Raw genomic sequence first — 15018 nt, 5'->3', positions numbered from 1 at the left:
CTTAGGCGCGTAGCTCAGCTGGTTAGAGCACCACCTTGACATGGTGGGGGTCGTTGGTTCGAGTCCAATCGCGCCTACCAATTTCTGTTTCGCCCGGCCAACCACCGGATCAGTCGAACAGATCATGCACCGGGTTCTCCGGTGTGTATATCGTCCCTTGTAGTGATGCAGGCAAAAGCCTTGGCCACGTTCTTGTGCTACCTTGGTCGCTCTGCAACTACATTCCATTTTTCTTGATAAGCGATCCGATGAATACGCGATCAACACTGGTTGATCGGGCTCATGCCGACAAGCGCCTGGCCGCATTGCTCAAGCAGGCTCCCATCGAGTTTGCGCGTGCTGTCTACGGCATCAACGATTACGCGAGCGGGCGCACCGACACCATGGCTGCGCGCGAAGTGGTGCGCGCCCAACGCCAGGGCATGCCTTTGACCGAAGAGCGTGCCGAGCAGCGTGCTCGCGCCTATCTGCCGACCGTCGGACAGGAGCACTGCCCGCGTTGCTGGGTGGTCTACGGTCACAAGACGCCGTTGCGATTTCGCGAGGCCGACGAAGAGCGGCCGGAGGTGGCGGCCTGCCATATCTGCGGCGCGGAGTACGCGACATCGTCGGATTGAGGAAAGTGCCCGTTCCGGTCAGGGTAAACCTTGTCGCGGCGCAGCAAAACCGCTCCCTAGAATCATCCGACGACATGGGCGTCCATGTGAAGGAGTCCGCAGTGCAGAGCAAGAAGTCCGGGGTCAAGCCGGTACAGCGTGTGATCAAGAAGTACCCGAACCGAAGGCTCTACGACACCGAGACATCCACGTACATCACGCTGACCGAGGTGAAGCAGCTGGTCATCCAGAACGCCCAGTTCGTGGTGCGCGATGCCAAGACCGGTGACGACCTCACGCGCAGCATCCTGCTGCAGATCATCCTTGAAGAGGAGGCGGGTGGCGCGCCGATGTTCACCGAACAGGTGCTGGCCAACATCATCCGTTTCTACGGGCAGGCGATGCAGGGCTACATGGGGCCATATCTCGAGAAGAACATCCAGGCCATGACCGAGGTGCAGGCGCAGCTCGCCGAAAAGGCCGAAGGCCTGACGCCCGAGATGTGGGCTCGCTTCATGACCATGCAGTCGCCGATGTTGCAGGGGCTGATGGGCAGCTACGTCGAGCAATCGAAGAACGTCTTCCTGCAGATGCAGGAGCAGATGCAGAAGAACACCGAGCAGGTGCTGGGGGCCTTTGGCATCAAGCGTTCCTGATCTGAAGCGGGTGCCCGCAAGCGGTGGTTGCCCCGCCGTCTCCGATAGCTGGGACAATAGAGGCATATGAGCGAAGTTGCCTCCCCCGAACGTACGGCCACGTCGACCGCCCCCAAGGTCGGTTTCGTGAGCCTGGGCTGCCCCAAGGCCCTTACCGATTCCGAATTGATCCTGACCCAGCTGAGCGCCGAGGGTTATCAGACCGCAAAGACCTTCGAAGGCGCCGATCTGGTGATCGTCAACACCTGCGGCTTCATCGACGATGCCGTGAAGGAAAGTCTGGACACCATCGGCGAAGCCCTGGCCGAGAACGGCCGCGTGATCGTCACCGGTTGTCTTGGTGCCAAGACCGGCGACCAGGGCGGGAACCTGGTGCGCCAGATGCACCCGAGCGTGCTTGCCGTGACCGGCCCGCATGCCACGCAGGAGGTGATGGATGCGGTGCATGCCAATCTGCCGAAGCCGCACGACCCATTCATCGATCTCGTGCCCAACACATTCGGCGTCGCGGGTCTCAAGCTGACGCCGCGCCACTATGCCTATCTGAAGATCAGCGAGGGCTGCAACCATCGCTGCACCTTCTGCATCATTCCCTCGATGCGCGGCGACCTCGTGTCACGGCCGGTCGGCGATGTGCTGAGCGAGGCCAAGGCCCTGTTCGAAGGTGGCGTGAAGGAGCTGCTGGTGATCAGCCAGGACACCTCGGCCTATGGAGTCGACGTGAAGTACCGCACCGGTTTCTGGGACGGCAAGCCGGTCAAGACGCGCATGCTCGAGCTGGTGCGCACGCTGGGTGAAATCGCCGAGCCGTATGGCGCGTGGGTTCGCCTGCACTACGTGTACCCGTATCCGAGCGTGGACGAGATCATTCCGCTGATGGCGAGCGGGCAGGTGCTGCCGTATCTCGATGTGCCCTTGCAGCACAGCCACCCGGATGTACTGAAACGCATGAAGCGCCCGGCCAGTGGTGAGAAGAACCTGGAGCGGCTGGCGCGTTGGCGCGAGGTGTGTCCCGAGCTCGTGATCCGCAGCACCTTCATCGCGGGCTTCCCTGGCGAGACGGAGCAGGAGTTCGAGCATCTGCTCGACTTCATCCGCGAGGCCGAGATCGATCGCGCCGGCTGCTTTGCCTACAGCCCGGTCGAAGGCGCCACCGCCAACGACATTCCCGGCATGCTGCCCGAGGCGGAGCGCGAGGCGCGCCGTGCGCGCTTCATGGAAGTGGCGGAGGCTGTGTCGATCGCCAAGCTGCAAAGGCGCATCGGCTCGACGATGCAGGTGCTGGTCGATTCGGCGCCCGCCATGGGCCGCAAGGGCGGAGTGGGGCGCACGTATGCCGATGCACCGGAGATCGACGGCACGGTCCGTCTGCTGCCGCCCGAGAAGATCAGCAAGACGCTGAAGGTAGGTGAGTTCACCCGCGCGCGCATCGTGGGTGCAGAGGGCCACGATCTGATCGCGCTGCCCGTTTGATGCGGATCCGATCGACCATGAAAAAAGCCACCGGAGACCGGTGGCTTGTTTCGGATGACCTGGCGGGGGTCAATTTGGATCTGGTGCCCAGAAGAGGACTCGAACCTCCACGATGTTACTCGCTAGTACCTGAAACTAGTGCGTCTACCAATTCCGCCATCTGGGCTGACTCTGCTTTTCAGCAAAGACTGCGAGTATACACAATTTGCCGCGACGGCCTGAAAAAAACGGGTCGCGCGCAAGAAATTTGGCGCTGGTCCGGCTCTTGCCTGTCCGGTTGCGCCGACCGTTCGATGCGGATTCGATCGGCAATGAAAAAAGCCACCGGAGACCGGTGGCTTGAATCGAATGACCTGGTAAAGGTCTGTTTAAACTTGGTGCCCAGAAGAGGACTCGAACCTCCACGATGTTACTCGCTAGTACCTGAAACTAGTGCGTCTACCAATTCCGCCATCTGGGCCCACGTAGTTGCAGAAGCAACTGCGTTTTGAATTTCAGGAAAGAAGGAGATCATATCAAAAATAACGTCACTTCCAGCGGACTGCTGGATGAAATCGAAGGAACTGTCCAAGGACATCGCGACGGGCACGGCTTCGTGCAGCGCGACGATGGCGAAGCCGACATCTATTTGCCCCCGAACGAAATGCGCGCGGTGCTGCACAAGGACCGCGTCAAGGCGCGCATCGTCCGCCAGGACCGCCGTGGCCGCCCTGAGGGGCGCGTGGTGGAGATCGTCGAGCGCCCCGAGCAGCCCATCATCGGCCGCCTGCTGCACGAAGGCGGCATCTGGCTCGTCGCGCCGGAAGACAAGCGCTACGGCCAGGACGTCCTGATTCCCAAGGGCGCCACCGGCCCCGCGAAGGTGGGGCAGGTCGTCGTCGTGCAGCTCACCGAGCCGCCGGCCCTGTTCGGCCAGCCCGTGGGCCGTGTGAAGGAAGTGCTGGGCGAGATCGACGACCCCGGCATGGAGATCGAGATCGCCGTGCGCAAGTACGGCGTGCCGCATGAGTTTTCCGCGGAGTGCCTGGCGGCGTCCAAGGCGCTGCCCGAGAAGGTCCGCCCCGCCGACAAGAAAGGCCGTGTCGACCTCACCGACATCCCGCTCGTCACCATCGACGGCGAAGATGCGCGCGACTTCGACGATGCCGTCTACTGCGAGCCCGCGAAGGTGGGCCGCGGCAAGGGCTGGCGCCTGCTGGTGGCCATTGCCGACGTCAGCGCCTATGTGCAGACCGGCTCGCCCATCGACATTGACGCCTACGACCGCGCCACCAGCGTCTACTTCCCGCGCCGCGTGATTCCGATGCTGCCGGAGAAGCTCTCGAACGGCCTGTGCTCGCTCAACCCCGAGGTCGAGCGCCTGTGCATGGTGTGCGACATGCTGGTCGCCGCCGACGGCGAGATCTACGCCTACCAGTTCTATCCGGCCGTGATGTTCAGCCACGCGCGCTTCACGTACACCGAGGTGGCGGCCATCCTCGGCAACACGCGCGGGCCCGAGGCCGCGAAGCGCAAGGACTGCGTCAAGGACCTGCTGAACCTCGCCGACGTATACAAGGCATTGCTCAAGCAGCGCGGCAAGCGCGGCGCCGTCGACTTCGAGACCACCGAGACGCAGATCATCTGCGACGACGCAGGCCGCATCGAAAAGATCGTGCCGCGCACGCGCAACGAGGCGCACCGCCTGATCGAAGAAGCGATGCTCGCCGCCAACGTCTGCAGCGCCGACTTCATCGCCGAGGGCAAGCACCCGGGCCTGTACCGCGTGCACGAAGGCCCCACGCCCGAAAAGAAGGAGATCCTGCGCGGCTACCTGAAGGCCATGGGTGTCGGCCTGAGCATCACCGACGACCCCAGGCCCGGTGAATTCCAGGCGATCGCCGAAGCCACCAAGGACCGCCCCGACGCACAGCAGATCCACACCATGCTGCTGCGCTCGATGCAGCAGGCGATCTACACGCCGATCAACAGCGGCCACTTCGGCCTGGCCTACGAGGCCTACACGCACTTCACCAGTCCGATCCGGCGCTATCCGGACCTGCTGGTGCACCGCGTGATCAAGGCGATTCTCGGCAAGACGCGCTATCAGCTGCCGATGCTGCCCACCCCTGGTGAGGCGCATGCCAAGCTGGCCAAGCGCCTCGCCTCGCGCGTGAAGGCGCCCACGGCGAAGCCGCAGAAGGCCACCGTCGCGCCCAGCAAGGAAGTCATGGCGTGGGAGGCCGCGGGCCTGCACTGCAGCGCCAACGAGCGCCGCGCCGACGAAGCCAGCCGTGACGTCGAGGCCTGGCTCAAGTGCAAGTACATGCGCGAGCATCTCGGCGAGGAATACGGCGGCGTGGTCACCGCGGCCACCACCTTCGGCATCTTCGTCACGCTCGATGCGATGTACGTCGAGGGCCTAGTGCACATCACCGAGCTCGGCGGCGAGTACTTCAAGTTCGACGAGATGCGCCAGGAGCTGCGCGGCGAACGCACCGGCATCCGCTATGCCATCGGCACGCGAGTGCGGGTGCAGGTGAGCCGCGTCGATCTGGACGGCCGCAAGATCGACTTCCGCCTCGTGCGCGAAGGCGAGGAGCTGACGACGCGGGCCATGAAGGACAAGGGTGCGGCATCATCGGGCGTGCCCTTGAAGGCCTCGGCCAAGCGCAGCACGCGCAACAAGGCGGAAGCCGGCAAGGCCGAGCCGCGTGGCGAGCGGCCCGCCTCGGCCACGGCCGGGGCGCAGTCGGCGATGCAGGCCTTCAAGTCGGCGGTGAAGAAAGCCGCCAGCAAGATGAAGGGCAAGGGGCGCAAGCCGCGCCGTTGACCGGGCCTCACGCCATCGAACGAACCATCGACAACCGAAAAGAAAGAGACAGACAGCATGAGCGCTGAAGACAACAAGGGCCGTATCGCCATCGTCACGGGTGCCGGCTCCGGCATCGGCCGCGCCGCCGCGCTGGCGCTGCTGGGCGACGGCTGGAGCGTGGCACTGGCGGGCCGCCGCCTGGAGCCGCTGGAGCAGGTGGCGGAAGAGTCGGGCGCCGGCGCGCGCGCCTTCGCGGTGCCTACCGACGTATCGAACGCGGCCTCGGTGCAAGCCCTGTTCGCTGCCACCGTCGAGCGCTTCGGCCGCGTCGACCTGCTGTTCAACAACGCTGGCGTCGGCAACCCGCCGGGCCCGTTCGAGGACTGGACGCCCGAGCAGTGGCAGGGCGTGGTCGACATCAACCTGACAGGCATGTTCTTCTGCATCCAGCAGGCCTTCCGCACGATGAAGGCGCAGAAGCCGATGGGCGGGCGCATCATCAACAACGGCTCCATTTCGGCCACGGCGCCGCGTCCGAACTCGGCTGCGTACACCGCGACGAAGCACGCGGTCGAGGGACTCACCAAGACGGCGTCCCTCGATGGCCGCAAGTACGACATCGCCGTGGGGCAGGTGGACGTGGGCAACGCCATGACCGAGCTGGCGGCGCGCATGGCCAAGGGCGTGCCGCAGGCCAACGGCGAACTGGCCATCGAGCCGCTGATCGACGTGAAGATCGTCGGCCAGTCGGTGCTCTACATGGCGAACCTTCCGCTGGAAGCCAACGTGCTCTTCCACACCATCATGGCGACGAAGATGCCCTTCGTCGGGCGCGGCTGAGGCGCTTCAGACCGGCGCGCGGCGGGCCAGCGTGCCAGCCGTGAGCGGGGCTGCGTCGGCCGGCCAGGTGTCTGCGATGTGGCCGTGTTGCCAGACGGCTTCGCGCGCGGCTTCGAAGGCGGGGCGGCCCGCGGCCAGCGCCGCGCCGATCATTCCGGCCAGCACGTCGCCGGTTCCGGCGGTTGCGAGGCGGGCGTTGCCGCTCAGGTTGATGATCGGTGGCGCTTCGCCAGGGCTGGCGATGACGGTGCCGGATCCCTTGAGTACCGCGACCACGCCGAAGCGCGCGGCGAGTCCGCGGGCTGCGGCCAGCCTGTCGGCCTGAACTTCACCGACCGATCGATCCAGCAGGCGAGCTGCCTCCAGCGGGTGGGGCGTGATCACCGTGGGCGAGCCGCTTTTTCCGCGTGATGCCAGCTGGGCTTGCAGCGCGCCGTCGGCAGCGATGGCGTTGAGCGCATCGGCATCGAGCACCAGGGCGGCCGCCGTCGAAAGCACGCGCGGCAACAGTTCGTTCACGGCTTCTCCTCCGCCGCACCCGCAGACTGCCGTCATGTTCGAGAGATCGAGCGTTTGGGCGTCGCGCAGCATCAGCTCGGGTTGCGCGGTGTCGACAGGCGCCGCGCTCGGATCGAGCAAGCCGACGAATACGCGCCCCGCGCCCGCGTGCAGCGCCGCTGAGCCAGCCAGCAAGGCAGCGCCAGCCATGCCGGCGGCCCCGCCGATCACCGCGACGTCGCCATAGCTGCCCTTGTGCGAGGCGTGGTTGCGCGGCTGCGCTTCGGGTGCTCCTGCGATCCGTGCCGTGGGCTGGTCCTTGAAGGCGCCGCACCCCAGGTCGTCGAACCAGACGGTGCCCGCGGCGTCTCGGCCCTGCGCGGTGAACAGGCCGGGCTTCAGCGTGAGGAAGGTGATGCAGGTGCGAGTCGACGCCTGCGCAGGGCTGACGCCTTGGGCCAGCGTGCCGGTATCCGCGTTCAGGCCCGATGGCACGTCGACGCACAGCACGGGCTGGCCGCTGGCGTGCATCTTCTCCAGCCAGTCGGCCATCGCGCCTTCGGGTGGCCGCGTCGAGCCGATGCCGAGCAATGCGTCGATCGCCAGTTCGTAGTCCGAAGGGGGCGTCGATGCGAAGGTGACGCCCGCATCGCGCGCTCGTTGCAGCGATGCCTTGGCGTCCGGCGGCAGCATGCCTTCATCGCCGATGGACGTGACCACCGGAAAGAAGCCCCGGTGCCGCAACTGGGCGGCAGCCTCGAACCCGTCGCCACCGTTGTTGCCCGGCCCGCAAGCCACCCATATCGTGCGCGCGTGCGGCGCGATTGCCATCGCGAGCTTCGCCACCGCAAGGCCTGCGCGTCGCATCAGCGTGTGGGCGGGCAGGGCGGCCGACGCTGCCTGCTCGATGCGGCGCGTGGCGGCGATGTCGAACAGGTCGGCAGCAGTGGCGGAGGTGATGCGTTGCATCGGCGCATTGTGCCGTTGGCCCGGCTCGCTGCTTGCCTCCCTATCATCCGGGGGATGAACTTCAAAGGCGTCGGCTGGCTGCTTGTCCTGCTTCTCGCGGCGCTTGTTTCGTTCGTGGCCGCGACGATGGCGTGGATCGCGGGATTCGGGTGGGTGCTGGGCGTGTTGTGCCTCGTGTGGGGCGTCTTCCTGCTGGCGGAGTTCAGGCGATGGGTGCCTCTGCGAGATGTGGCCTGGGCCGCCAATGTCGGTTTCGGCATCAGCGTGATCCGCTGGTTCGACCTGCCGGCCGAGGGTGCCTCCGGCCTGACGCGGCTGGCGCTGCTGGGCGCCGGTGTGCTGTGCCTGATCTTCTTCGCGTTGATCTGCCCCGGCTTGCTGGCCTGGGGCGTTGGAAGGCTGCGGCCTCCGCCCGAGCCGGGGCTTCCCGTCGAGAAGCCCGCAAGCCCCGAAGCCTTGCGCCGGTGGGGCCCTAAAGACTGAGCCGTTCGACCCCGAGCCCTTCGAGGTCGATGTCCGGCTCGCGTCCGGCGATCAGGTCGCCCAGCACGCGCGCGCTGCCACACGAGAGCGCCCAGCCGCTCGACCCATGCCCGAGGTTGAGCCACACGCCCGGAATGCCGCTCGCGCCCAGCACCGGCGGGCCGTCGGGCAGCATCGGCCGCGCGCCTTTCCATTGCTGGATGCCGGACTGCAGCGTGGCGGCGCCCGGAAACCAGTCGTGCAGCACCTTGTAGAGCGTCTGCACCGCGGCTGGGTTCATCGTGTCCAGCGAGCCGCCGATTTCGGCGCTGCCGGCCACGCGCACGCGTTGGCCCAGCCGGGAGATGGCGACCTTGAAGCGCTCGTCCATCACCGCGCTGCGGGGCGCATTGAGCGGCTCGCGGATCGGCGCGCTCACGGAATGGCCGTAGACCGGCGCCATCGGAATGCGCAGGCCCAGCGGCCGCAGCAGCGAGGCCGATTCCAGTCCGGCGCAGACCACGACGGCGTCGTAGCGCACCGGGTCGGAGCCGCTCGCCAGCGACAGCGAGGTGGGGGCCGCGCGGCTCAGCGGCGCGATGTCGCAGTTGAAATGGAACTGCGCACCGAACGACTCGGCCTCCCACTTGAGCAGCAGCGCGAACTGGCGGCAGTTGGCCACTTCGTCCTCGGGCAGGTGGATGGCGCCTGCCAGCGGGGTGTCGGGGTTCAGGGCGGGTTCGATGAGCCGCGCTTCGTCGGCGTCGACTTCCTTGAAGACGCTGCCAGCCGCGCGCAGCACGTCGAGCCCGGGCTGCACCAGCTTCTTCTCGCGCTTGGAGCGAAGCAGCACGAGATAACCGTCGCTGCGCTCATAGCTGAGTTCGCGCGACTCGGTCACTTCGTGCAGCCGGTTGCGGCTGTAGAAGGCCAGGCGCTGCATGCGGGCGCGGTTGGCCAGGTAGGTGTCGAGCTTGCAGGCCTTCTGCCAGCGGGAGAGCCAGCCGAGGTCGCGCGAGCCCAGGGGCCAGCGCAGCTTGATGGCACCGTGAGAGGAGAGCAGGGAGCGCAGCACCTTGCCGCGCATGCCGGGGCCGGCCCACGGCGTGACGTATCCGGGAGCGACCACGCCGGCGTTGGCGAAGCTGGCTTCCTCGGCGGCGGCGCCGCGGCGCTCGAAGACGGTCACTTCATGGCCGTCGGAAACCAGTTCCCAGGCGGTGGTGACGCCGATGATGCCGGCGCCCACGATCGCGATTTTCATTGAGTGTTCAGGATGAGAGAGATGGCTGACGCCCGCGGGACGGGCGCCGTCGGCCGTTATTCTTGCAGCGCGCGCTCGGTCTGGAGCGCCACCGCGAGCACGGCGTCGTCGCGCAGCGCCGCGTGCCACAGCATCAGGCCCACCGGCAGTTCGCCTGGAGCCTGGCAGGGCAGCGAGATGGCGCAGCCGTCGAGCATGTTGACGATCGACGGATTGCGCAGGAGCAGCGCATTGACGCGGAAGAATTCTTCGTCGCGCTCCGCGCCCGGCGCCACGCTGGCGATGGACGGCGCGGTGATCGGCACCGTCGGCGACAGCACGGCGTCGAAGGGCGCGAGCACGGCTTCGACGCGGGCGATCCAGTCGCGGCGGGCGTTGATCAGGTCGATGTACTCGTGCGCCTTCATCGTGGCGCCGCGCAGGATGCGCTGGGCCACGCGCGGGTCGTAGCCCGCGCCGCTGCGTTCCAGCAGCAGGCGGTGCCAGGCGTACGACTCGGCGGCCGAGAAGCCGCCGGTGGCGTTGATGGCGCCCAGCTCGGCGAGCTGGGGCAGGTCGATTTCGACGATGCGGGCGCCAGCGGCGCGAAGCGTCTTCAGCGAGCGTTCGAAGGCGTTGGCCACGGCGGGCTCGATGCCGTCGAAGAACACGTTCTTCACCACGGCGAGCCTGTAGGCGGCGAGCGGGGCGTTGCCGGCGGTCACGCGACGGGCGGCGAGGATCTCGTGCGCGGTGATGGCGTCGCGCACCGAGCGGGTCATGGCGCAGGCGGTATCAAGGGTGGTCGAGAGCGGCAGCGCGCCGGCGGTGGGCGTCAGCCGGGCCGTATTCTTGAAGCCGACGATGCCGTTGAGCGCTGCCGGAATGCGGATCGAGCCGCCGGTGTCGGAGCCCAGGCCGATGAAGGCGGCGCCGCTGGCGACCGAAACCGCTGCGCCGGAAGACGAACCGCCCGGGATGCGCGGTACCGCGGGGTCGCTGGCGTTGGCTGGCGTTCCATGATGCGGATTGACGCCAACGCCTGAAAAGGCGAATTCCGTCATGTTGGTCCGGCCGGTCAGTACGCCGCCGGCGGCGCGCAGCCGGGCCACGGCGGGGGAGTCGGCCTTGGCGGCCGGGGCGTGCGCCAGGACGGCGGAGCCGGCGGGCGTGGCCTGACCCTCGACGTCGAAAAGGTCTTTGGCGGTGAAGGCGAGGCCGGCCAGGCGGCTGGCCGGGTCCGACGTGGAGGCGGACTGCAGGGCCTCGTCGAACATCGTGCGGGTGAAGACGTGCTGGCAGACCGCGGACCTGGAGATGTCGATGGCGCGCTCCATTTCGGTGCGTGCATCGGTGCCACCTGCCAGAAGGTCGAGACGGGTGGCGTGAAGGTCGTTCATGGAAGCTGCGGGTGCCGCCGGGGCGGCTCGGGTTCAGAGGGAGGGGCGACGGCCGTGCTATACTCTTTGGGTTTCGCTGGTCGGGCAACGGCTCCCGTTGCATCCAGCCAGACACATCCGCAAACCGGCCCAATCAAGGTGTTGTGACTCGATTCAAAGAGCGCAAAACGGGCTGGATTTTAGACCCAACCTTTGGAGTAATTTCAATGTCCACCACCATGCGCGAAATGCTGGAAGCAGGCGTCCATTTCGGTCACCAAACCCGCTTCTGGAACCCCAAGATGGCTCCGTACATCTTCGGCCATCGCAACAAGATCCACATCATCAACCTGGAAAAGTCGCTCCCGATGTTCCAGGAGGCGATGAAGTACGCCAAGCAACTCACCGCCAACCGCGGCACGATCCTGATGGTCGGCACGAAGCGCCAGGCCCGTGAGATCGTGGCGGCGGAAGCCCGCCGCGCCGGCGTGCCCTTCGTCGACACCCGCTGGCTCGGCGGCATGCTGACCAACTTCAAGACCGTCAAGACCTCGATCAAGCGTCTGAAGGACATGAAGGCTCAGCAGGAAGCCGGCCTCGACAGCCTGAGCAAGAAGGAGCAGCTGACCTTCACGCGCGAAATCGAGAAGCTCGAGAAGGACATCGGCGGCATCCAGGACATGACCGCTTTGCCCGACGCCATCTTCGTGATCGACGTGGGCTTCCACAAGATCGCCGTGGCCGAAGCCAAGAAGCTCGGCATTCCGCTGATCGGCGTGGTGGACTCCAACCACTCGCCCGAAGGCATCGACTACGTGATCCCCGGCAACGACGACTCGTCGAAGGCTGTCACGCTGTATGCCCGCGGCATCGCCGATGCGATCATCGAAGGCCGCAACAGCGCCACCGGCGACGTGGTCAAGGCCATCGCCGAAGGCAATGACGAATTCGTCGAAGTCGAAGAGGGCGCCTCGGCCTGATTGGCGCGCCCGCGAGCCTGAAGAAGGGGCTTTGGTGCCCCTTTTTTTTAACCTGATTTTTGAATTCACGGAGATACGAAATGGCTGCAATCACCGCAAGCATGGTGGGCGAACTGCGCGCAAAGACCGACGCGCCGATGATGGAATGCAAGAAGGCCCTGACCGAGGCCGACGGCAACATGGAAAAGGCCGAAGAGCTGCTGCGCATCAAGCTCGGTAACAAGGCTGGCAAGGCCTCGAGCCGCATCACCGCCGAAGGCGTGGTGGCCGCATACGTTGGCGGTGACGCCGGCGCGATGATCGAAGTCAACTGCGAAACCGACTTCGTCTCGAAGAACGACAGCTTCCTGGCCCTGGTCAATGCCGCCGCCAAGCTGGTCGCCGAGAAGAACCCCGCCGACATCGCCGCGCTGGGCGCCCTGGCCTACGAGCAGGACGGCTTCGGCCCCACGCTCGAGGACGTGCGCAAGGGCCTGATCGGCAAGATCGGCGAGAACATGACGTTCCGCCGCTTCAAGCGCTTCGCCGGCAACGGCAAGCTGGCCTCCTACCTGCACGGCACGCGCATCGGCGTGATGGTGGAGTTCGAGGGCGACGACACCGCTGCCAAGGACGTCGCGATGCACATTGCCGCCATGAAGCCCGTGTCGGTTGCCGCTTCGGACGTACCCGCCGAGCTGATCGAGAAGGAACGCGCAGTTGCCGCCGGCAAGGCCGAGGAAGACCGCAAGACGGCCGAAGCCGAAGGCAAGAAGCCCCAGCCGGCCGACATCGTCGCCAAGCGCATCGAAGGCGGCGTGCAGAAGTTCCTCAAGGAAGTTTCGCTGCACAACCAGCCCTTCGTGAAGAACGACAAGCAGACCGTCGAGCAGATGCTCAAGGCCGTCAACACCACGATCAAGGGCTTCACCCTGTACGTGGTCGGCGAAGGCATTGAGAAGAAAGTTGACGACTTCGCCGCTGAAGTCGCAGCCCAAGTCGCCGCAGCCAAGGCTGCCGCTTAAGCCTTTACGGCTCCAGCGACGGTGCGTTCGCGCGCACCGTCGTTTTTTCATCGCCACGTTTTACACTCGTCCCGACCCAACCAAAGGAAATTGCCCATGTCTGATGCCCGCCCAGCCCACAAGCGAATCTTGTTGAAGCTGTCGGGAGAGGCATTGATGGGTGACGACGCCTTCGGCATCAACCGTGCGACCATCGTGCGCATGGTGCAGGAGGTGGCCGAGGTCGTGAACATGGGTGTCGAGGTGGCGGTCGTGATCGGCGGCGGCAACATCTTCCGCGGCGTAGCGGGCGGTTCCGTCGGCATGGACCGCGCAACCGCCGACTACATGGGCATGCTGGCCACGGTCATGAACTCGCTGGCCCTGGCCGATGCGATGGACAAGCAGGGCCTCGTGGCCCGCGTGATGTCCGCCATCGCCATCGAGCAGGTGGTCGAGCCCTATGTGCGCCCCAAGGCGCTGCAGTACCTCGAAGAGGGCAAGGTCGTGGTGTTCGCGGCCGGCACGGGCAACCCGTTCTTCACCACCGACACGGCCGCCGCGCTGCGCGGTGCCGAGATCGGCGCCGAGCTGGTGCTCAAGGCGACCAAGGTCGACGGCGTCTATACCGCCGACCCCAAGACCAACCCCGACGCGACCCGCTACGCCACGCTGACCTTCGACGAGGCGATTGCGAAGAACCTCGGCATCATGGACGCCACGGCCTTCGCGCTGTGCCGCGACCAGAAGCTGCCGATCAAGGTGTTCTCGATCTTCAAGAATGGCGCGCTCAAGCGCGTCGTCATGGGCGAGGACGAAGGCACGCTGGTGCATGCCTAGGAGTATTTGAGATGACCATTGCAGACATCCGCAGTGCGACCGACGCGAAGATGAACCAGTCGATCGCCGCATTCCAGAACAACCTCACCAAGATCCGTACCGGCCGCGCCAACTCGGCGCTGCTCGACGCAATCCACGTCGAGTACTACGGCTCGCAGGTGCCGCTGAGCCAGGTGGCCAACGTGTCGGTGCTCGATTCGCGCACGCTCAGCGTGCAGCCCTGGGAAAAGGGCATGGGCGCCAAGATCGAGAAGGCCATCCGCGAAAGCGACCTGGGCCTCAACCCCGCTTCGATGGGCGACCTGATCCGCGTGCCACTGCCGGCCATGAGCGAAGAGCGCCGCAAGGAAATGACAAAGCTCGTCCGCAACGAAGGCGAGAGCGCCAAGATCGCCACGCGCAACCTGCGCCGTGATGCGAACGAAGCGGTCAAGAAGCTGGTCAAGGAAAAGCTGGCGTCGGAAGACGACCAGAAGCGCGCCGAAGCCGAGATCCAGAAGGTCACCGACCGCCATATCGCGGAAATCGACCGCCTGGTCGCGGCCAAGGAAGCGGAGATCATGGCCGTTTGAGGCCCGCCATGGCCTCGTCGGCGCCGCGCATTCCCCACCACGTTGCCATCGTCATGGACGGCAACGGCCGCTGGGCGACGCGGCGCTTTCTTCCACGCATCGCGGGGCACAAGCAGGGCGTCGAATCGCTGCGCCGCTGCGTCAAGGCCTGCGCCGAGCGCGGCGTGGGTGTGCTCACCGTGTTCGCGTTCTCGTCCGAGAACTGGAACCGTCCCGTCGAGGAGGTTTCCGGGCTGATGGAACTGATGGTCGGTGCGCTTGCTCGCGAGGTGCCCAAGCTCGGCGCCGACGGCGTGCGGCTGCATTTCGTCGGCGAGCGCGCCGGTCTGTCGCCCAAGATGGTGAGCGGCCTGCTCGACGCCGAAGCCGCCACGGCGCACAACACCCGGCTTGTGCTCAACGTCTGCTTCAACTATGGCGGCCGCTGGGACATCGCACAGGCTGCAGCCAAGCTTGCAGCACAGGGCGAAGCGATCACCGAGCTCAGCCTCGATCGCGCCATGGCCCTGGCCCACGTGCCCGACCCCGACCTGTTCATCCGCACCGGCGGCGAGCAGCGTCTCTCCAACTTCCTGCTCTGGCAGAGTGCCTACGCCGAGCTTTTCTTCAGCGACAAGCTGTGGCCCGAGTTCGACGAGGCAGCGCTGGACGAGGCCGTTGCCGCGTTCCAGGGCCGCGAGCGGCGTTTCGGACAGACCTCGGCGCAAGTCTCTTCCACCGCCGCGGCCTGACG

Annotated in this window: 14 protein-coding genes and 3 tRNA genes; 12 read left to right on the top strand and 5 right to left on the bottom strand. The window is 66.0% G+C overall.

Translation table 11 applies throughout. The features are described 5' to 3' along the window. Nucleotides 1–3 precede the first annotated feature (3 nt). The 4 genes from ABL838_RS16760 to rimO all read left to right on the top strand — a co-directional run bounded on the left by ABL838_RS16760 (nucleotide 4) and on the right by rimO (nucleotide 2725). Nucleotides 4–80: transfer RNA gene (locus tag ABL838_RS16760), tRNA-Val, on the top strand. Between the two features lie 168 nt (nucleotides 81–248). Then, complete coding sequence (locus ABL838_RS16755) at nucleotides 249–617, top strand: hypothetical protein (RefSeq protein ID WP_126024001.1); 369 nt, start codon at nucleotides 249–251, stop codon at nucleotides 615–617. Between the two features lie 74 nt (nucleotides 618–691). Then, nucleotides 692–1252 carry a polyhydroxyalkanoate synthesis repressor PhaR gene (gene phaR / locus ABL838_RS16750; RefSeq protein WP_019652414.1) on the top strand — a complete coding sequence of 187 codons (561 nt, stop codon included), beginning with the start codon at nucleotides 692–694 and terminating at the stop codon, nucleotides 1250–1252. A 66-nt stretch (nucleotides 1253–1318) separates the two neighbouring features. Continuing rightward, on the top strand, nucleotides 1319–2725 hold the full coding sequence (gene rimO / locus ABL838_RS16745; protein ID WP_126024005.1) for a 30S ribosomal protein S12 methylthiotransferase RimO: 1407 nt from the start codon (nucleotides 1319–1321) through the stop codon (nucleotides 2723–2725). 81 nt (nucleotides 2726–2806) lie between these two features. On the opposite strand, the gene ABL838_RS16740 is transcribed toward rimO, so the two are convergent. Together ABL838_RS16740 and ABL838_RS16735 are read right to left on the bottom strand one after the other, a co-directional pair. After that, nucleotides 2807–2891 (bottom strand) — tRNA-Leu (locus ABL838_RS16740). A 209-nt stretch (nucleotides 2892–3100) separates the two neighbouring features. Then, nucleotides 3101–3185, bottom strand: a tRNA-Leu gene (locus tag ABL838_RS16735). Between the two features lie 81 nt (nucleotides 3186–3266). Between ABL838_RS16735 and rnr the strand changes: the two genes are divergently transcribed. Then, nucleotides 3267–5537 (top strand): ribonuclease R, encoded by a 2271-nt coding sequence (rnr, locus tag ABL838_RS16730; RefSeq protein WP_418125876.1) that lies wholly within the window; start codon nucleotides 3267–3269, stop codon nucleotides 5535–5537. 57 nt (nucleotides 5538–5594) lie between these two features. Continuing rightward, on the top strand, nucleotides 5595–6359 hold the full coding sequence (locus tag ABL838_RS16725) for an SDR family oxidoreductase (RefSeq protein WP_126024007.1): 765 nt from the start codon (nucleotides 5595–5597) through the stop codon (nucleotides 6357–6359). A 6-nt stretch (nucleotides 6360–6365) separates the two neighbouring features. Here ABL838_RS16725 and ABL838_RS16720 read toward each other — a convergent pair whose 3' ends face one another. Beyond that, complete coding sequence (locus ABL838_RS16720; protein ID WP_418121212.1) at nucleotides 6366–7826, bottom strand: NAD(P)H-hydrate dehydratase; 1461 nt, start codon at nucleotides 7824–7826, stop codon at nucleotides 6366–6368. Nucleotides 7827–7880: 54 nt separating this feature from the next. On the opposite strand from ABL838_RS16720, the gene ABL838_RS16715 reads away from it, so the two are divergent. Further along, the gene (locus ABL838_RS16715; protein WP_418121211.1) at nucleotides 7881–8309 is read left to right on the top strand and encodes a hypothetical protein; all 429 of its coding nucleotides are present in this window, start codon (nucleotides 7881–7883) and stop codon (nucleotides 8307–8309) included. On the opposite strand, the gene ABL838_RS16710 is transcribed toward ABL838_RS16715, so the two are convergent. Both ABL838_RS16710 and ABL838_RS16705 read right to left on the bottom strand, forming a co-directional pair. Continuing rightward, nucleotides 8299–9552, bottom strand: coding sequence for a D-amino acid dehydrogenase (locus ABL838_RS16710; protein WP_418121210.1), 1254 nt, complete (start codon nucleotides 9550–9552; stop codon nucleotides 8299–8301). The genes ABL838_RS16715 and ABL838_RS16710 overlap by 11 nt on opposite strands. Before the next feature lie 56 nt (nucleotides 9553–9608). Continuing rightward, nucleotides 9609–10931: an amidase gene (locus ABL838_RS16705; RefSeq protein WP_418121209.1), complete on the bottom strand. Its 1323-nt coding sequence runs from the start codon at nucleotides 10929–10931 to the stop codon at nucleotides 9609–9611. 206 nt (nucleotides 10932–11137) lie between these two features. Here ABL838_RS16705 and rpsB point away from each other — a divergent pair, with 206 nt between their 5' ends. The 5 genes from rpsB to uppS all read left to right on the top strand — a co-directional run bounded on the left by rpsB (nucleotide 11138) and on the right by uppS (nucleotide 15016). Then, nucleotides 11138–11890, top strand: coding sequence for a 30S ribosomal protein S2 (gene rpsB, locus ABL838_RS16700; RefSeq protein WP_126024014.1), 753 nt, complete (start codon nucleotides 11138–11140; stop codon nucleotides 11888–11890). A gap of 80 nt (nucleotides 11891–11970) precedes the next feature. Further along, nucleotides 11971–12894 (top strand): translation elongation factor Ts, encoded by a 924-nt coding sequence (gene tsf, locus ABL838_RS16695; RefSeq protein ID WP_418116585.1) that lies wholly within the window; start codon nucleotides 11971–11973, stop codon nucleotides 12892–12894. A gap of 96 nt (nucleotides 12895–12990) precedes the next feature. After that, a complete protein-coding gene (gene pyrH, locus ABL838_RS16690; protein WP_093202350.1) occupies nucleotides 12991–13713 on the top strand; it encodes a UMP kinase in 723 nt (240 codons plus the stop codon). A gap of 11 nt (nucleotides 13714–13724) precedes the next feature. Further along, on the top strand, nucleotides 13725–14285 hold the full coding sequence (gene frr / locus ABL838_RS16685) for a ribosome recycling factor (protein ID WP_126024017.1): 561 nt from the start codon (nucleotides 13725–13727) through the stop codon (nucleotides 14283–14285). An 8-nt stretch (nucleotides 14286–14293) separates the two neighbouring features. After that, nucleotides 14294–15016: a polyprenyl diphosphate synthase gene (uppS, locus tag ABL838_RS16680; protein ID WP_418121208.1), complete on the top strand. Its 723-nt coding sequence runs from the start codon at nucleotides 14294–14296 to the stop codon at nucleotides 15014–15016. Nucleotides 15017–15018: the final 2 nt, after the last annotated feature.

It is taken from the genome of Variovorax sp. 160MFSha2.1 (assembly GCF_048305075.1).
Classification (GTDB): Bacteria; Pseudomonadota; Gammaproteobacteria; order Burkholderiales; family Burkholderiaceae_C; genus Variovorax; species Variovorax guangxiensis.
Note: the sequence above shows the minus strand (reverse complement) of the source record. Positions and strands in the feature narration are given on the sequence as shown.